Source organism: Acidimicrobiales bacterium (assembly GCA_041394185.1).
Classification (GTDB): Bacteria; Actinomycetota; Acidimicrobiia; order Acidimicrobiales; family Poriferisodalaceae; genus JAAETH01.
Map to the genome: position 1 here is coordinate 411,967 of JAWKIQ010000003.1, position 18,252 is coordinate 430,218.

Below are 18,252 nucleotides of genomic sequence, written 5' to 3' on the forward strand. Positions count from 1 at the left end.
GGCCCATGACACCGAGCGAAGTGGTGAATGCGTTCATCAGCGCCATCGAGCGCAAAGACATTGCGGGCGCCGCGGCCCTGCTGGCCGAAGACGTCTCGTACGAGAACATGCCGACCAACCCGATCACAGGCAAGGCAGCAACCGTTGCCACGCTGGAGGCCTTTCTGGGCCCTGCCACCGAGGTCGACTGGCCGATCAAGCGCCAGCTCGCAGCTGGAAACACGGTCGTGAACGAACGGCTCGACCGCTTCAAGATCGGTGATGGCTGGCTCGAGTTGCCGGTGGCGGGAGTGTTCGAGGTAAACGAGGCGGGCCTGATAGTTCTTTGGCGCGACTACTTCGACATGCCCACCTACATGAGCCAAATCGAGGCCCTCAGCTCCAAGCACTGATGAACCAGCACCTCGAGATCGGCTGGCTGACGGCGTTCATCGACCGGCCGGCGGCCACCTTCGATGCCTCGGTCGCGTTCTGGGCCGAGATCACGGCGTCCAGGCTGTCGGCCCCGCGAGGTGACAATCACGAGTTCGCGACCCTGCTGCCACCGCAGGGCGACGCCTACCTGCGCGTTCAGCGGCTGGCCGAAGCCCCGCGTGTGCACCTCGACCTACACGTCCAAGACGTCAACGCGGCGAGGGACTTGGCCCAGCAGCATGGCGCAAAGACGATCGACTCTCGCGCTACGACCATCATGACCTCACCAGGCGGCTTCGTGTTCTGCCTTGTGACGCACCACGGCGAGAGCTCGGTTCCGCCACCCGTCGCCGGTGTCCATCCGAGCCGCGTCAATCAACTGTCGATCGATATTCCGGCGAGCCTCTACGAGCGCGAGTCTGCCTTCTGGAGCGCTCTCACCGGCTGGAACCGCATCTCGTCAGACCACTACGACGAGTTCACCTTCCTGGATGGGGGGCCGCACCTGCCGCTCAGGGTTCTCCTGCAACGCCTCGGTGCGGACCATGTCGGCGACCGCGCCGAGGCGCACCTCGACATTGGCTGCGGACCTCACAAAGATGCCATGACCGAGGCCCACGCCGCGTTGGGCGCCACCGCTATGACGGTGGGCCAGCACTGGAACGTCATGAAAGACCCGTCGGGCAGCCTGTACTGCCTGACCAGTCGCGATCCCTGAGCCCGTTCAGCGATCCAGCACGCCCTCACCCTCGATCCACCACCTCAACCTCGCTGGCTGCTCGCCGGCCGCCAGCGATGCGGTGGCGGTCTGTCCGTCGTAGGTCACGCGCTGGCGACCCATGGTGGCGTATCTGGAAGGGTCTCCGATCAGAGCCCGGCGACGCCCTCCCCGTTCCTCTATCGGGCAACAAACGAACAGCGCCCAGTCGCGCCGGCCCAACTCGACGTCGACGACCGTGTCTGGCGAAGCCTCTCCGTTTCGCCAGTCGTAGACCAGCATCTTGTGGTCGAGGACGAAGCGGTCGACGATGGCCGCATCAGTGTCTGCGGTGTGCAGAGCCAGCACGTAGAGCCAGTCGCCCGATCGTGCAGTCGCCCAACACAACCCATCAGGGTCAGACCACGCCCTGAACATGCTCTGGTCGGCCAACGACATGGGGGCGTCTGGGCCCACGATCACCCCATCGGGGCGACAGATCCGCTCGACAATCGCCACATCGGTGCGCCCGATGCGATCGCCGATGCCGACCACCCCGGCCGACATCGCTGCCAGCAACGCCTCGACCTCACGATGGGGGTCGCCATCGATGGAGTCGGGCCCAGGCTCTGAGGTGAAGAAGCAGTCCTTGAAGGTGCGATGGCCCAAACCGGCGACCAGCTTGTTGACCGCCAGATACCAATGCCACAGGCGGGCCGGGTCTTGCGCATAGCGATAGTCGTCGCTGGTCCGCACCGCACCCACCCGAGGCAGAGCCGCAGCCGCGATCAGGTCGGCTGGAGTGGCCATGCACCAGATGAGAGCCATGTCGTGTTCGTCTGCCAACAGGTCCAGGGTCGACTGCCAGGCCCACGCCCGACCGGGGACACGACGCATCTCGCGCACCCCGAACCAAACGGGCATCATCCAGTCGAGTTCGATGCACGTGGCCCCCCAACCCTTCGCATCGACAAACCACCGATCGAAGAAGCGTTGGTCGTGGGGATGAGCCAACCCCGTCTGCTCGTCGACCCACCAATCGCCCTGGTTCAGGTACGGCGACTTCGCACATATGTGCCGCGCGTGCAGAACCATGGGCAACCGGCCCATCCGTTCACCCAGACCCTCTATGCCCAAGGGCAAGACATCGGGCCGCGGCACCCATTCGAGCATTCCGGTGGGCGGGACCTCGGCAAGGTAGCCAACCTCGGAGACGGGTCTGGCGATCTCGTGGGGGTAGAACCACGAGTCGAGTTCGACCGAGCCGATCGCCACCCCCAGTTGCCCGAGCTCGTCGAGCTTGCGCCCGATCGTCTCGGTGATGTCGAGGTCGGGTTCGGTGCGATACCAATAGGCCGCCCCGTTGTCGGTCCAGTAGGACAGCTGCTCGAACACCGGATCGATGACTCTGGCGCCTTCGTGAATCTGGCCCTCGTTCGCCAACTCTCCGAACCACTGCTCGAGCACCTCCGAGGCCGACGAGCCTCGGTAGATACCCAATGTGGTCGCAAACTCCTCGTCGACCTCGTCGAGATCGCCATGCCATCCCCACACCAGGCTGTGCACGCCCTCGTCGTCTTGATCCACGGTGATGATCTGCTCATGGAACGAGTCGATCGGCGCTAGCAAACAGACCGCGCCGTCGCGACGCTGCAACAACACGGGCAGCATCGCCTTGGGCGACATGAGGTTTGGCGCAGGACGAAAGTCGATCGGCTGGCGTCTGGACCCCAGTACCGGCATTGCGAATTGGGTGAAGGCAAACCCCAATATCGAAACACCTTCGGCGAGGTCATCCAGATCGATGACGACGCGAACAGACGGCGTTGCGAAGCGGCCGCTGGCGATGCCGGAGATGGGCTCCTTGGCCGCCAACCTCAGACGGTCGCCCAGGTCGTCGAAGTGAACCGAGTCCGGCACCTCGGCGCGCACATCGAGCACGAAATGTGGATCCACATCAGAAGTGTCTCACCACAGCCCCTCGACGGGGTAGACGGCCGCCCGATCGGATCGAACTAGCGCAGGCAGCCACACCAGTGGTCGGCGCCTGCCTCGGCAAAGGACAGCGCAGACCATTGCGAGCTGCCGACCCACCAGGTGGTTTCCTTCGGTTCGTCGAACCAGACGACCATCGAGATGTCGCGATTGTCGGAATCGAGCCACGAGAACATGTCGCGAATCCAGCCGCCCTTGTCGCCACCAGACTCGGTGCTGGCAGTCTCGCCGATGATCACGGGAAGGCCCGGCGCAGCCGCCCGAAGGTCGGCCAACGCCCAGCCCAGGACCGACTCGGCGCTGCGCCAGCCGCCCCACGGAAGGGCCGTGCCCGCGTTGTAACCGTCGATTGCGACCATGTCGACGACATCGTGACCGGGGAACAGGCCGGCCAAAGGGAGCGACCAAGGCGTCTCGACATTGGGATTCCAGACCCAGGTCACATTGTCGGCCCCCGCCCTGTCGAAGATCTCGTGGACGTGTCGCCATGCGGCTACGAACTCGCCTGGACGGTTGCCGTTGACGGCCTCAGACCACGGATACCAGTCGCCGTTCATCTCGTGGGCGAACCTGATCATCAGGGGCTTGTCGTAAGAGGCTGCCTGGGTTGCCCAGCGCCAAATCAGCCCGTCGTGGCTTCCGTCGACGATGTCACGCAGTTGGAAGTCGGGCTGGATGCGCGGTTCCTGGTTGGGATCCCAGGGTTCCCAGGTGATGAACGGGATGGCCCCGTCTGAGTGAATGCGATCGAGGGCCCCGATGGGAAGGTCGCGATCGTCGACGAAGTTCGTATAGAACGACACCACCCCAACCTGGGCGCTGCTGGCGTCGGCGAACTGACCTACGGCGTTGAGCCCGCGAAACCCGACACTGGGGCCGAGCCGACGCACGCGCTCGCCGGTGGTGGCGACGATGGGCCCGTCGATACCGAAGTCGACGTCGACCGCGTCGTAAAGGGTGACCAGCGCTGTCCTGTCGACCGCCCTGCTCCGCACCCTGTCGACGACCCCCGAATCCCAGCCGATGACAATTCCGCCGCGCCCGCGGCTGGCGCCGACCACCGTTCCCCTGGGATTGGGGGCTGCCAATTGCCAAGCACCCGCGAACGCATACGACCGGCCGTCGACTCCCACTACCCAGTACCCGTCGCCGCCCTTGGTCACAACGAGGTCTGCGGCCGCAGTCGGCAGCCACCCCGAAGCCGAGCCGAAGAACCCGGCCGAGCCAAAGGCGAAGATTCCGCCATCGGACCCCAACATCCAGTAGCCGCGTCCGTCGGGGGCCGCGACGATAGACACGATGGGTGCCGCCAGTTGAAGGTTGCTGAGCGAACCCGCGTAGCTGGCCGACCCAAAGGCCAGCACAGCTCCGTTGGCAGTGGCCAGCCAATAGCCCAGACCATCGGGGGCTGCGGCGATACCCACCACGTCGGACTCGAGCACAAGGCCGCCGGCAGAACCGAAGAACGCGGCACCGCCGAATGCGAAAACCCCGCCATCGCCGGCCGACAGCCAGTACCCGCCCGTTCGTGGGTCGGCGGCGACCGAAGTGACCGGATGAGCGAAATCGGGCAGAGAATCTTGACCGACGATTCGAGACCGACCAGACCACACCTCGGTATCGGCGCGCGCCGGTTTGACGGCCGCCATCGAGGCGACCAGAACGAACGCAACCAACACCGCTAGGGCCCTGAGAGCCAGTGTGCGTGTCGCGTCATGCATGGGGTACTTACGCGCAAACACAGAACACACAGTCAACCACGCTCGGTGGCTGCTAGTCCATTCAGGTTGACCGGGAGTGGCCTTCAGCGGCTGACGGTGACCCCGAGCTTGGCGAGATACACGGCGCGCACGGCAAACGCCTCACGCATGTCATGCACCAACTCGGCCAGGAACTCTTCGCGGTATGCATCGTCGGTAGCCGCCGAGATTGCGAACTGAAGGGCCGAGAACGCGCCGATGAACGCGGCCACGGTCACCAACTCCCAGGTGACCACCAACCCCGTGCCCGGCAAAGACCACCCCGACACACCCTGGTTCTCGGTCCACTGGAGAATGGTGGCCTCCCGGACGGTGAAGAGCCCGAACACCGTATAGAACCCTGTGATCACAACACCGACCAACAAGACCTGCATGAGCTGGCTGAACCACCACACGACCCCCACGTTGAACCAGTCGGCCCGGGTCAAGGGCGGCGGATCGGGCCGCCCATCCAGGCCTTCACAGTCCGAAGGTTCGAGCGGGGCGTCCGACAGCATCTCGGCGACCTGCTCCCAGGATTGAAATCTTCGCAACGAGTCGACCTCACGCGGCAGCCGAAACAACACAAAAACCGTGGCGATGCCCAGCAACACTCCGATCGTCACGAAGAAATAGGCGGGCTCGAAGTCGGCAGCCACCTGCCACACCTCGGCATTGAGGAAGATGAACATCGAGAACACCGACACCAAGGGCAACGACCTGGCCATCAGCCTTCCGATGCCGCTGAACTGGCGAATCATGTGGCCAAGCGCCCAGCGCGCCGTGGGCACCAGGCCATACAGCAACACCACGTACAGCACCACCAGCAAAACCACATTGACCGCGACTGTGATCAGCGCACCCCGCCACCTGCCCCCGATGATCAACGGCAACAGAGCCGGGATGATCACAAATGCCACCAGTTCGGCCGGCCCGACGTCGTCGGGCTGTTGCAACAGCGAGCGGCCTCGCCACCGGTTGAACAGCGCGTAGAGCCCCAGGAGCAGGCAGAACCCACCCGAGAGCGCAAGGAGGTTGTGGTACCAGTCCCACTCGGTGTCGGCCGCCGCAACGAACTCGGCCATGAACGCCAGGGTCAACACCGGCAGAGCACGGGTGAAGATGTCTTCGGCGGCGTTGTACATGTCGATGAAGTGCGGAACACCACGTCGCAAGAACCAGCGCTCGGTCTCGTCCTGAAGCCGCGGGTCGAGCCCACAGTCGCTCATGGAGACTGGCCACCCGACATGGCCTCGACCAGGAGGTCCAACTCTTCGATGGCCAAGTCGATGTCGGCGCTCACAGTCAAGCCCGCGATACCCAAGTCGACCGCTGCCTCCACGTTGCTCGGATGATCGTCGAGGAAGATCGATCGGTGGGCAGGCGTGCCCAGGCGCTCTAGCGCCAGATGCCAAATGGCCGGATCTGGCTTGCGCAACCCGACCTCGGAAGAATCTATGACCACATCGAACCAGTCGACCGGAATCACCTCGCGCCAAGAGCCCCACTCGCGGACGTTGTTGGTGAGAATCGCGGTCTTGTGACCGGCGGCGGCCAAATCGCGCACCTTGTGGATCATGCGCCAGTGAGCCCCGGCGTCCCTGAAGACGTTGAAGTCCGCACCGGTGATGGTGTGGATGGGGTGATCGTCATCGACAAGGCCGTCGAGGCGGGGGCGGACATGATCCAGGAACTGCTGCACATCGACCTGACCCATCTCGACCCGGTGCCACATCGGGGGCTCTGCGCCGGGCTCTGGAAGCCTGGCGTACTCCTCGAAGAACACGGCCAGCGTTTCATCGGGCAACCCCATCTCGGCCCGCCATCGAAGTGCGGCAACAAAGGGCGACTCGACCAGCACTCCGCCGACGTCGAAGATCACGGCAAGCTGGGTCATCTGCCGATAGTTATCACACACCTTCAGTCGTATGTGCCGTCGTGGACCCAACTTCGCTGGGACAAAGAAACGATGTGGGCGCTGCCATCGGACAAGACGAACTGAAACCGGGCCGCACGACGATGCGACCGAGGCTCCCACCAGCGCTCGTCGATGGGCCAAGGACCGGCCCACGAATCGACCGCCGAACGCGAGCCGTCCGACCACACGACAACGGTTGGCGGACCGCTGAGATCGCCGCGCCCACTCACCTCGACCGGGTGGCCGAGATCGTCGAGCACCTCGGCGATGGGCTTACCTCCGAGCAGCGTGGGGTTGGGGGCCGGCAGGCGGCCGGGCCAAGGCGCCGACGCTGCAGGGGCCTCGAGCGAGCGGTCTGGGTCTGTGATGTCGACAAAGGGCAGCGCTACCTGGCCGATGGCTTCGGCCAGCCCTCTGCCCCCGCGCTTTTCGGGCACAGCCACCGAGTCGGGGCCCAAAATTCCCTGAACCCGCGCCAGAGCACGAGCCGCCCGCTGAGACTCGAGGGTCTGGCCACCCCAGAACCCCAACTGACGCCCGACATCGGCCACTACCTCATCTGGAATCAGCCGCAACAAGATGATGCCCGAGGTAGGGCGATGCCGCGACGAGAGCCACCCATCGAGTTGCCATCGCATCCGGTCGGCGACATCGGAAGCCGACAGCGCACCCTCGTGACGCCACACCCTGCTGTGGCACTCGCCCTTAGCGGTTGTGGCCTCGACGATTATCCGCGTGCACGCCAGGCCGTCGCGCCCCAGTCGTTGATGCAGATCGTCGGCCATGGCCTTGGCGACGAAGCTGGCCGTGTCGACCCGATCGGCAGGTGGGTCGAGCCGAACCTCGACGATCGATTCGGGAGGCACGGGTCTGGTGTCGGGAGGACGCTCGTCCAGCCCGGATGCCAGTTGATGAGCCCTCAAGCCATCAGAGCCGAAACGAGCGAGAAGATCGGAAGGCGGCAAGCGGGCGACATCACCCAGCGTCTTCAGCCCCAGTCGCCAGAAGAGTCCGACCAGGTTTTCGCCATCATCGAGCGGGGCCGACCAACGCTGGAGTTCAGAGACCGCCATTGGAGCGATGAAGGACCGGCTGGCCCCAGGCTCGATGACCAGCGCGCAAGTATCGGCTCGGGCCGAGACCACCTCGGCGGCCAAGGCCGCCGAGAACAAGCCGTCGGCGACACCGACCTTGGGTTCGTATCCGGCTGGACAGCCCCCAGCGGTGAACAAGGCTGCGATCTCGGCTCGAAGGGTCTGGACAATCTGGTCCGCCAGAGACCGATCGCCTCCGAAATAGCGCGAGGGGCCACGAGTCGGGAACGAACATCGCCCCGGGCCGAGGATCTCTACACGCGGCGTGAACCTCTCGAGTGCTGCGACGACCGGCTCGAAGTATCTCGCGTCTCGATCGGGATCGTGCTCGATCACCTCGAGCTGGGGGCAGCGCCCTTGCGACTCTCGACGCCTCATGCCAACAGCGACACGCTGAGCCAGTGCTGCAGGTGTTGCCTCGACGACCCGATTGGCCTTGACCACCGCTGCAGGCACATCGGGCGGCACCTTGGCCGCGACCAGGGGCCAATGGGGCGACACCACGACCATGGTGCGTGTGGTCGACATGGCTAGGTGGCGCTGTGGTGGCCGACCGAGCGACTGGCCAAACGGGCGGTCAGGTCAGCCACATCGGCGATGGTGTCGTAGGTACGCATCGGCTGCGACCGCTGGGCAAACGACACGGCCTCAGGGCGACCTGACTCGCCCGGCAACAAGACGTCGACCGAACGTGGGCGAGAAGCAGCACCACGACCACCGACCTCGACCGTGACCAGGCGGCTGGACAAGAGCCCGTATCCGAACCCCAAACCGCTCCAAGACTGGCGGGCCGCCGACAATCGGACGTCTGCCTGCATGACCTGACGCCCACCACCACCGATCTCGATGATGACCCCTCCGCGCTCGCGCAAACGAGCCGACAAACGGCGACCGTCCGAAGCCCTGAAACTGTTCGGGCTCTTGGTCACGACGATGTCGACGGCACCTGCAAGGGCTGAAACGACGTTGGCCCACTTGTCGCCAGGATCGTCGACGAGGGCAACGCGACCGAGCTCGAGGCCGAACTCTTCTGCTGCAGACAGGCACAACCCTTCGACCCCGACGAAGACCACCCACGAACCCTGGGCCGTGGCCTCGGCGGCCAGACCAAGCGCCAGGGAGACCGAGGCCGACCCATCGACGACAACCGAAGTGCCCCGTCTCAAGACACCGCCGGGCATCACCGTTGCCATGGCATCACAAAGCGGCAGGACCTGATCGCGCGCCAAGGTCAGGGGCGAGATCGCTTCTATGGATGAAGCCAGGTCGGCCTTTATCGAGGCGCCAGAAGACACACCATGAATCTAACCGAACATGTGTTCGACTGACAACGGCGGCTCAGGTGTAGTGGATGAAGAGCTTCTCGACCAGCTCGGTGACACCTTCGGTGTCGACGCCACGCTCGAAGCTGACCGTGATGACGCTGCCATTGACATGCACGTGTTCGATGCCGCCACGCTCGAACAGGCGCTTGGCGAGTACATCGGCGGGGTCGAGATCGTTTATGGCCTTCTCGGCGCTGCTGTAGGACTTGTGACCAGTGCCGCTGAGGGGGCGGTTCGTTTCATACCGAACCGTGCCCGGAAAGGCCTCTGACTTCTTTTCGACCACTCGAACCGGCTGACCCATGCGGGCGAGCGTACTCGATTCAGACCGCGGCACGCACCAGCCACACAGCGCTGTCGAGCTCGACATGGCCGTCGTTCCATCGCTCGGCGATCGCTTCGGACAGCGCCTCCCTGGCCCGCTGGGCCAATCGGTCGTCGCCGGCCACAGCCCGGCCGATTGGCCCGAAGTCCATGGCGAATTCGACCAACTCGTCGACGCTGCCGCCTCCACCGAAGTCGACGGCGACCTCGTGCTCTGTGATCTCGAGATCGGACATGCCGGCACCGATGACCGCCTGGGCGATGGCGACGTGGTCGGCCAGCGCGAATGGTCCGGGGCCCCCTCGTCCACCGCGGGGAAGCTCGACGAACTCGGCGACTGCCCGCCCCGCAAACGCGAACCACGGGTTGCGTTTGGGCTCTTGCCAACAGACAAAGCTGAGAGTGGCGCCGCGGCTGCCGGCACTGGCGATGTTGGCAAAGGCGGCCGTGGTATTGGCGAAGAACATCACGCCAAATCGCGAAATGATGCGGTCGGCCCTCAGCGAAGCGAAGTCGGTCGTTTGGGCATCGGCCTCGACGAAGGTGACCGATTGGTCGCTGCGAACCCGGCCGCGAGCCACTTCGAGCATGGGCGAGCTGACATCGACGCCGACTACACGACCCGATTTCCCAACCTTTTCAGCCGCGACGAGCGACGTCGTACCGCAGCCGCAGCCGATATCGAGCACGGAGTGGCCTGCCGACAGGTCGGCCGCCTCGAACAACAGCCGGTCGAAGGGCTCGAGCATCTTGTCCAGCCGCTCGCGGGTGACCGACCAATCTGCGCCGCCCGGCCCGTTCCAGTAGCCCACCTGGGCACCGTTCGGACCGGCATCGAACGCCGCCGACCCGGGGGTCACTCGATCACCAACCCATCGAGCCCGTCGGCAGGTGGCGGATACTGCGGATCGATGTCGCGCAGGGCATCGCGGACGATCTCGGCGACCGCCAACTTGCGATACCACCGGCGATTGGCAGGGATGATGTACCAGGGGGCGTCGTCGGTGGTCGTGCGCTCGATGGCGTCTTCGTAGGCCGACATGTACTGGTTCCAGCGGGCACGAACGGGAAGGTCGCCGTGATCGAACTTCCAGTTCTTCTCCGGCTCGTCCACGCGCTCCTGAAGGCGCTGACGTTGCTCGTCCTTGCTGATGTGGAGGAAGAACTTGAGGATCGTCGTCCCCTCGTCGGCCAGCATCTGCTCGAAGTTTCGGATGTGGTCGTAGCGACGCTTCCAGACCTTCTCGGGGACCAACTCGTTGACCCTCACCACCAGGACGTCTTCGTAATGGCTGCGGTTGAAGATGTGGATCTGGCCCTTTGCCGGCGCGTGCTGGTGAACACGCCACAGATAGTCGTGGGCCAACTCCTCGACACTGGGCCGGCCGAACGAGAACGTGTGCACCCCGTTGGGGCTGGTCTCTTTGAACACGTCGCGAATCGTGCTGTCCTTGCCGGCCGTATCCATTGCCTGCAGCACGACGAGGAGCTTGTTCTCGTTCTGGGCGAACAGCTTCTCCTGAAGCTCGGCGATGTCGTCGCGAATCTCGTCGAGGCGGGCGTAGGCCTCGTCCTTGTCACCGTCGAAAGCCGCGTCGTCTTCGGGGTCGAGGTTGTCGAGGTCGACCTTCGAACCTGCTTCGATGCGATAGCGCGAGAACTTCGTACCCATGACCCTCCTGAGAAGTAGATCAAAACAGCGAGGGCTGACGCATGGCTTCGCGGTCGAAGCGACGAATCGCAGACCATGGGAGCGAATCCATGAAAGCCCAGCTGCGCCTGTGGATGCTGGTTGGACCGTAGCCGCTGAGAGCCGCCACGTGATCGGGCGCCGGGTAGCCCTTGTTGCTGTCGAAGCCATAGGCCGGGAAGTTCTCGGCCTCGGCGATCATCATCCGGTCACGGGTGACCTTGGCGACGATGGAGGCCGCTGCTATCGACAACGAGACCCGGTCGCCTTTGACGATGCAGGTGGTGCTGTGCGACCCGACAAAGTCCCAAGGCCCGTCTACCAACACATGATCGACGGGAACACCCAGCCCAGCGAGGGCCCTCGAAGCGGCCAATCGTTGAGCCTGCGACATGCCTAGCTGATCGCATTCTGTGGGCGATGCGTGGCCGACCGACCACGCCGTCGCCCAGTCGACGATGCGTTCGAACAACTGCTCGCGCCGTGCAGCGGACAGCAGCTTGGAATCGCGGATGTTGTTGACGCGCTTGTCCGGGGGAACGATGACCGCACCGATGGTGAGCGGACCGGCCCACGCACCTCTGCCAACCTCGTCGATACCTACAACTGCCTCGCCGCTGCTCCACCGGGAACGCTCGTAGTTGAGGGTGGGAGCCTTCCCAGCGACCATCGCCCCAACCTAGCCGCCCTCACCGCTCGGCCGTCGCCGGTGGTCCGGCTGGTCGGGTGTTCAGAACACTGTGCTGGTCGGGTGTTCAGAACACTGTGCTGATTCAGAACACCATGGCGCTATCGGACACGCACAGGCCAAACGAGTCGTTCGATGTGGCCCCGGGGCACAAGATGGTGTCGAGCACCAGGCCCTCGGCCATCACTCCGTCGAAGAGTGCGTTGGAGAAGTCGTCGTAGGCAAGGCTCGCGTTGGCCATGATGGTCTGGACGAAGCTGGCTCCGACGTAGGAGTTGCGCTCGCTGACGGCATTCGACATGTCGGCGCCATCGAAGACCGCCCCGCTCAGATCGGAGCCGGCCAACAGCATGTTCGTGAGATCGGCCGAGGACAGATCGGCGCCCACGAACGAAGCGTCGTAGATCGCCGTGCTGGTGAAGCTGACGCCCACCATCACCGCACCCGAGAAATCTGCACCATCAGGCAAGATGCCATAGCCACCGAAGTATGCGCCGGCCAGATTCGACCGGCGGAAGTCGGCCGAGCGCAACGAGACGACCGAGAAGTCGAATCCCCGCACATCGGCGCCATAGAACACGCCGTCGATCTCGAGGCTGCCGTAGGCGTCGGCTTGGCAGGTATCGGTTATCTGGACATCGGCCAGGATCACCATCGGTGCTCCGTAGAGGCTGCCGCAGCCCATGGTCGAGCCGGTGAAATCGGCCATTGCCAGAGCTGTCGGATTGTCAGGCATCGTCGTGCCCGTGATGGTCGATCCGGCAAAGCGGGCGCCGTACAGCACGGAGTCCTGGAAGTCGGTGTGGTCGATGATGGCGTTGGTGAAGTCAGCACCCACGGCCACGACGTCGAGTTTGGCTCCGGTGAGATCGGCCCCGGCAAGGCTCGCACCCGACAGGTCTACTCCGTCGAGGGTCGCATTGCGCAGGTTGGCGCCCGACAGGTCGACGCAGCGAAGGTCGGGTCCGGTGAATACCCGGTTAGACAGGTCGGCGTTCTGACGGGGCTGGGCCTCGGACGCGGCGCACTCGGCTCCGAGTTCGTCGATCGTCACCTGCAGCTCCTGAAGGAACAACTCGAGTTCCTCGTCGACGCCTGCCAACTCGCGATCGATCACCTCGATGTCGAGGTCGGCCTCGATCGCTGTATCTGGCGTCTGGGTGGTCAACTCTAGATCTGCGGCCGAAGACGACGACGTCCCGCCGCCGCCTCCGCAGGCCGCGGCAAGTAGGCCCAGGGCTGCTGCGATGGTGCTAATGCGTCGCATGGTCACGTGACGTCTCCGTCCTATCTCGACACGAACACCACTCCGATCGGACGCACCACCCTGTTCTGTGAGGGATTCGATCAACCTGCACAGCACAGAGCTGAAGCTCTAGGGTTGTGGTCATGCTTCCGAAACCGGTTCGAAGCAACTTGTTCGGCCTACCCGGATTCGCGGGTCTGTCGGCGCGCGACAAGCGAGCCATCTCGCGGGCGGCGCACGCAATGGCCTTCGTCGAACACACGACGATGGTGGTCCAGGGCACCGTCGATCGACGCGTCCTGGTTGTCCTGGACGGAGTCGTCGAATTGGTAGTCGACGACATATCGGTTGGCCACGGCGGGCGCGGCACCCTTCTGGGCGATATCGACCCCCAGTCGAACCGCGTACCGGCGACCGCCATCGCTGTCACCCAGGTCCGAACGGTGCAGGTTCCCTCGCTGGTCATGCGGTCTCTCGCCGAGCGGAGTTCGACCGTCTCCTACTGGCTCCAGCGCGACACCGAAGTCAAGCGCGACCACCACATTTCCTGAACCAAACGTCGAATGAAACCCACGCCGGAACGGTCGATCTATGGCCAGGCGCTGTCCATATCGCTGGCCGTTGTGCCATTTGGCGTCGCCTTCGGGGTTCTTTGCCGTCAAGCAGGTTTCCATGTGCTCGAGGCGGCTGGCTTCTCGGCGTTGGTGTTCAGCGGCAGCGCCCAGTTCGCGGCGGCAGGTGTTCTGGGTATGAGCCCCGCGGAGTGGTGGGGTTCGCGTGACGCGATCCCTGGTGGCCGTCAGGTGCCGGGCTGGAGCTCGGCGGTGACGGCGGGTCAGTATCGCGCGTGGCGTAGAGCTTGGCCATCGAGGCTTCGGAGAAGTAGCGGCGGGCGATGGCCCATTCGTCGTGTTGGTCGGACAGCACGGCGCCGACGAGACGGATCACGGCCGGGTCGTTGGGGAAGATCCCCACGACGTTGGTGCGCCGTCGGATCTCTTTGTTGAGCCGCTCGAGTGGGTTGTTCGACCAGATCTGTCGCCAGTGCTCGCGTGGGAGCGCGGTGCGAACGCCAACACGTCGGTCTTGGCGGTGTCCATCAGCGCAGCGGCCTTGGGGAACCGCTCCCGATGGTGTTTCGGCGACTTCGTCCCAGCGGGCGGCCACGTCGTCGGGGTGGTCAGCGCGAAGATCGACCGGAGCGCGGCGGCGACCATCTCCTGGTGCGCTTTGGGCACCGGTGCCAACAGGTTGCGGACGTAGTGAACGCGGCACCGCTGCCAGCTCGAGCCCTGCAACGTCTTGCGGATCGCGGCCCGCAGGCCCTCGTGGGCGTCGGAGATGACGAGGCGCACACCGGACAGCCCGCGGGCCTTGAGCGAGCGCAGGAACGCCGTCCAGAACGTCTCGGCCTCGGAGTCGCCGACATCGACGCCGAGCACCTCACGGCCACCCTCGGCGGTGACACCGGTCGCCACCACGACCGCTCGGGACACGACCTGGCCCAAGGAGTCGTCGCGGACGTGGACGTAGATCGCGTCGAGGTAGACGTATGGGAACTCGGTGTGGCCGAGCGTGCGGTTCCGGAACGCGCCGGCGCGTTCGTCCAGCCCGGCACAGATCCGTGACACCTCGGACTTCTTGATCCCGCTGGAGGCACCCATCGACTCGACCAGGGCGTCGACCGATCGGGTCGACACACCGGACACGTAGGCCTCCATCACGACCGCGTGGAGAGCCTGGTCGATCCGGCGTCGCGGTTCGAGAATCGACGGGAAGAAGCTGCCCTTGCGCAGCTTCGGGATCGCCAACTCGAGGTCGCCGGCCTTCGTGGTCAACGTGCGTGGGCGGTGGCCGTTGCGTTCGGTCGCGCTCATCGGAACGCTCGTAACGGCCGGCGCCGATCGCCTGGGTGGCTTGGACTTCGATCAGTTCTTGGGCGACCCACTGGGCCAGCTCGCGGACCAGGTCCACGCCGCGATCACGGTCAGCGAGCGCGTCAAGAAGTTCGGACAGGGCAGACTCATCGAGAGCCATCGGTGTGTTCTCCTCGGTAGTTCTTGCAGGAACACACAAGGATCACGCCGATGGCTCACCGGCTGGCGGACCTACGAAACCCCACCACCCAACGGGGCTCTATCTGTTCTGAACGACGGAGGCTCGGTGGCGGCGGCTGTAACGGCAGGCGCGTTGTTGAATCTGCGCTCGCTTGCATTCGGCGTCATCATGGCACCTGCACTTGCTGGGCCCAGGTGGTGGCGAGCCCTCGCATCGCAACTGATGATCGACGAATCGACCGCGGTCGGGTCGGCCCAACCCACGCGTCGCCTTCAGCGACTGGGGTACCTGGCGGGCGGCCTCGCGGTGTTCGCACTGTGGAATGCCGCAACACTGTTGGGGTACGCGGCCCTGGGAGATGCCGACGGCCTGATCGAGTCGGCCGGCATCGACGCGACCATTCCGGCCGCCTTCTTGGCCCTGCTGTGGCCACGTCTGCAGAGCCCCCAACAGCGCCTGGTCGCCGTGTTGGGCGCGGCCATCGCTTTGACGACCTCGCCGGCTCTGCCTCCCGGATTGCCCATCATCTGCGCCGCCGGCGCTGTGTTGGTGTTGCGGCCATGGAGCGCACCTCGATGAGCGCTGCAACAGTGACCATCATCGTCCTGGGCCTGACCACCTATGCCCTCAAGGCCTTTGCCCCGCTGGTGATGAGTGAACGCAGCCTGCCCGGTTGGATCGACCGGCTCGCCACTGTGCTGCCGGCTCCGCTGCTGGCAGCCCTGGTGGTCACCTCGACAGCGGTGTCGGACAAGGCTCTGGTGCTGGATGCGCGGATGGCAGGCGTGATCGCTGCCGCCGTGGCGTTGAGGTTGAAGCTGCCGTTCGTGGTCGTGGTGGTGGTCGCCGCTGCCGCAACGGCCGCCGTGCGGGCTCTCAGCTGAAGCCCCCCTGTTCGGGCGGCGGGAAGGTCGGCGCCGCCGCAGAATCGGGCGCCGCAACCTCTGCCAAGAGGGCATCACCCTTGAGCTGGGTGGTCGACCAGCTCGGGTCCAGACCAGGCACCCGGATCGTGACGGGTTTGTCGCCGTGGGGCACCAGTTCCCACAACAGCGCCGGACGATTTGCATGCCACCGGATCGCGTACGACAAGATCCCGTGCTCGGTCGGGGCGTCGTGAACCTCGATCGGCTGGCCGAGCCATTCGGGCGGGTAGACGGCCAGCAACGAGAGCGCCGTCTCCTCGCCCGGGGGCGAGTGAACCAGCAGCGAGCGCACGAGACTCACGAAGTGTGCGCTGACAGCACCGTGATGACCATCGCCCGAGGTTCCTGTGCCCAGTTTGGGGTGGATCGTGCGGGGCCACGTGAAGGTCGAACTCGCCGAGTTGACCATCCACCGCAGCCGGTCGAGACACCGCGGATCACCCGCCAGCAGCTCGTACATCGCCAGCCGCACGGTGCGATGGGTGGCCAGACCCCGTGGACCTATCGAGTTGTGGTGGGCGGCGCCGTGCATGAAACGTCGCCTCACCTCGTCGGCCGTTGCGGCCATCATCGGATGTTGGGGTTTGAGGACGCGGGTGGGCCAAACGGCAACCAGCGAGTCGATTCCGCGCTCGTCCATCGATCGATGGGGCGTGGCGGGCAACACGTCGGAACCGAACCGATCGACAACGGCCTCGAACGAACTCAACAGGTCGACACGCAGATCGGCGGCAATGGCCGCAACATCGGACGCCGCCTGGGTCTCGCCCGCCAGGGTCAACATCTCGACCGCATCTAGCAGCGCGCGCAACGCCCAGAAGTTGTCGGCATAGCGGAACTCGAGCCTGCCCGCGACCTCGCGCGCCGGCAACAACCCGACGCTCAGCTCGTCGCGTTCGCCGCGACGCCTGCGCTTCTCGATGAACCTTGCGGCCCCCACCACGTGATCGACCAGTTCGACCGCCATGGCCTCTACCCGGCTCAGCCTGATGTGGTGGCCGATGGCGGCCAGCGCAGCCGCGGTGCCTTCGGAGTGTCCTTCGCTGCCCTCGATCGAACCGTTGCGCCGCGTCATATCGTCGATGCACAACAGTGCCTCGGCGGCGTCGGCATGCCATCCCATCTGGTCGCAGGCCATCAGCAACGACACGACATCGTTCCAATCGACGCCTGCGTTGCCGACCGGCTCGGCTTGAAACGCATCGCCGACCTTGAACAACAACAGGTGGCGCCGTGCCGCTGCGAAGGCCGAGGCGATGGGCCCATCTGGAATCTCGAAGCGGGCGCCGCGTTCGGTTTGGGCCTGCCACCCTCGCACGACCTGCTCGGACGCAGGCGGGTCGGTCGGACGCTGGGTCGCCGGGGAGCCGTCGACCAAGAATGGGGCGGTGAACCTGATGGACGTCGAGTGCACCAGCGGGAAGACCACCAACGAATGAGCCAGACCCGAAGCACAGTCGACAGGCAGGGTCGCCCCCTCGACGTCACCCTCGCCGTCGAGGGCTTCACCCCCGACGAGTTCGGCCAGGTCGCCCCTGGCCATGTTCGAGCCCAGAATTGAGCCGGGCTCGCGAGGCAAGAACAGCGCAGGGGTTCCGTCGACGGTCAACGCCTTGTGGTCAAAGACGTAGCCGATCGAGTCGATGCGACCCGGGCCTGTGAGGTCATAAGGACGCAGAGCGATGCCGACCGCTACGGGTTCCGACGATGCGTTCTCGATCTCGATGACGGCGTGACCGTCGCCACCCGATATCGCGTAGCTGCGGTGGATGACGTCGCCGCCGCCGACCCTCATTCGGGTCTCCACGACCGGGGTGTGCTCGAGGCTCGATTGACGAACGGCCACCGTGCGCGACGGGAACTGCCAACCCTGTGGCCCCTTGACCCACCAGTCGATGGCGAAACGGCCGCCTGTTACCACGAGCCCCTTGGGGTCGACCGCGCCGCGTCCTCTGGTCGACAGTGCGCCGAGCACAGTCCAGTTGCGTCCGGTCGTATTGCTGGGGTCGACGCCGCCCACCGTATAGGCCGGCGATTCGGGGTCGGCCTGGCGCTCGAGCCAATGGGGTTGCAGCCAGCCGCGCCCCACCAAAGGGCCTGGAGCATCGGTCTGGCGTCTGAATCGGCGGCTCACGGGG

At 65.0% G+C, this 18,252-nt stretch carries 17 protein-coding genes and 1 pseudogene; 5 read left to right on the plus strand and 13 right to left on the minus strand.

Annotation, left to right across the window (positions count from 1 at the left end; translation table 11 throughout):
- The first annotated feature begins 5 nt into the window (after nt 1-5).
- The gene (locus R2770_15395) at nt 6-392 is read left to right on the plus strand and encodes a limonene-1,2-epoxide hydrolase family protein (GenBank protein MEZ5281845.1); all 387 of its coding nucleotides are present in this window, start codon (nt 6-8) and stop codon (nt 390-392) included.
- The gene (locus tag R2770_15400; protein ID MEZ5281846.1) at nt 392-1,132 is read left to right on the plus strand and encodes a VOC family protein; all 741 of its coding nucleotides are present in this window, start codon (nt 392-394) and stop codon (nt 1,130-1,132) included. Before R2770_15395 ends, R2770_15400 begins: the two co-directional genes overlap by 1 nt.
- A gap of 6 nt (nt 1,133-1,138) precedes the next feature.
- Here the strand turns inward: R2770_15400 and R2770_15405 are convergent, their stop codons facing one another.
- The 11 genes from R2770_15405 to R2770_15455 all read right to left on the minus strand — a co-directional run bounded on the left by R2770_15405 (nt 1,139) and on the right by R2770_15455 (nt 13,151).
- Complete coding sequence (locus R2770_15405; GenBank protein MEZ5281847.1) at nt 1,139-3,067, minus strand: hypothetical protein; 1,929 nt, start codon at nt 3,065-3,067, stop codon at nt 1,139-1,141.
- Between the two features lie 59 nt (nt 3,068-3,126).
- Nucleotides 3,127-4,827 (minus strand): glycosyl hydrolase, encoded by a 1,701-nt coding sequence (locus R2770_15410; protein MEZ5281848.1) that lies wholly within the window; start codon nt 4,825-4,827, stop codon nt 3,127-3,129.
- Between the two features lie 83 nt (nt 4,828-4,910).
- Nucleotides 4,911-6,074: a hypothetical protein gene (locus tag R2770_15415; protein MEZ5281849.1), complete on the minus strand. Its 1,164-nt coding sequence runs from the start codon at nt 6,072-6,074 to the stop codon at nt 4,911-4,913.
- On the minus strand, nt 6,071-6,742 hold the full coding sequence (locus R2770_15420; protein ID MEZ5281850.1) for an HAD family phosphatase: 672 nt from the start codon (nt 6,740-6,742) through the stop codon (nt 6,071-6,073). Before R2770_15420 ends, R2770_15415 begins: the two co-directional genes overlap by 4 nt.
- A 23-nt stretch (nt 6,743-6,765) precedes the next feature.
- Entirely contained in the window at nt 6,766-8,385 is a 1,620-nt protein-coding gene (locus R2770_15425; GenBank protein ID MEZ5281851.1) for a DNA polymerase Y family protein, read from the minus strand.
- 2 nt (nt 8,386-8,387) lie between these two features.
- Nucleotides 8,388-9,152 (minus strand): hypothetical protein, encoded by a 765-nt coding sequence (locus tag R2770_15430; protein MEZ5281852.1) that lies wholly within the window; start codon nt 9,150-9,152, stop codon nt 8,388-8,390.
- Nucleotides 9,153-9,195: 43 nt separating this feature from the next.
- On the minus strand, nt 9,196-9,486 hold the full coding sequence (locus R2770_15435) for a hypothetical protein (protein MEZ5281853.1): 291 nt from the start codon (nt 9,484-9,486) through the stop codon (nt 9,196-9,198).
- Nucleotides 9,487-9,505: 19 nt separating this feature from the next.
- Nucleotides 9,506-10,366, minus strand: a complete 861-nt coding sequence (locus tag R2770_15440; GenBank protein ID MEZ5281854.1) for a class I SAM-dependent methyltransferase — start codon at nt 10,364-10,366, stop codon at nt 9,506-9,508.
- A complete protein-coding gene (locus tag R2770_15445; protein MEZ5281855.1) occupies nt 10,363-11,178 on the minus strand; it encodes a polyphosphate kinase 2 family protein in 816 nt (271 codons plus the stop codon). Before R2770_15445 ends, R2770_15440 begins: the two co-directional genes overlap by 4 nt.
- 19 nt (nt 11,179-11,197) lie before the next feature.
- Nucleotides 11,198-11,866: a ribonuclease HII gene (locus R2770_15450; protein ID MEZ5281856.1), complete on the minus strand. Its 669-nt coding sequence runs from the start codon at nt 11,864-11,866 to the stop codon at nt 11,198-11,200.
- A gap of 103 nt (nt 11,867-11,969) precedes the next feature.
- Nucleotides 11,970-13,151 carry a pentapeptide repeat-containing protein gene (locus tag R2770_15455; protein MEZ5281857.1) on the minus strand — a complete coding sequence of 394 codons (1,182 nt, stop codon included), beginning with the start codon at nt 13,149-13,151 and terminating at the stop codon, nt 11,970-11,972.
- Nucleotides 13,152-13,273: 122 nt separating this feature from the next.
- On the opposite strand from R2770_15455, the gene R2770_15460 reads away from it, so the two are divergent.
- Nucleotides 13,274-13,681, plus strand: a complete 408-nt coding sequence (locus R2770_15460) for a cyclic nucleotide-binding domain-containing protein (protein MEZ5281858.1) — start codon at nt 13,274-13,276, stop codon at nt 13,679-13,681.
- A 304-nt stretch (nt 13,682-13,985) separates the two neighbouring features.
- On the opposite strand, the pseudogene R2770_15465 reads toward R2770_15460, so the two are convergent.
- A pseudogene (locus R2770_15465) lies at nt 13,986-15,167 on the minus strand (IS256 family transposase).
- On the opposite strand from R2770_15465, the gene R2770_15470 reads away from it, so the two are divergent.
- The gene (locus tag R2770_15470; protein ID MEZ5281859.1) at nt 15,048-15,767 is read left to right on the plus strand and encodes an AzlC family ABC transporter permease; all 720 of its coding nucleotides are present in this window, start codon (nt 15,048-15,050) and stop codon (nt 15,765-15,767) included. The pseudogene R2770_15465 and the gene R2770_15470 overlap by 120 nt on opposite strands.
- Nucleotides 15,764-16,072, plus strand: coding sequence for an AzlD domain-containing protein (locus R2770_15475; GenBank protein MEZ5281860.1), 309 nt, complete (start codon nt 15,764-15,766; stop codon nt 16,070-16,072). The genes R2770_15470 and R2770_15475 overlap by 4 nt, the downstream gene beginning before the upstream one ends.
- Here R2770_15475 and R2770_15480 read toward each other — a convergent pair.
- On the minus strand, nt 16,065-18,248 hold the full coding sequence (locus R2770_15480) for a hypothetical protein (GenBank protein ID MEZ5281861.1): 2,184 nt from the start codon (nt 18,246-18,248) through the stop codon (nt 16,065-16,067). The genes R2770_15475 and R2770_15480 overlap by 8 nt on opposite strands.
- Between the last annotated feature and the right edge of the window lie 4 nt (nt 18,249-18,252).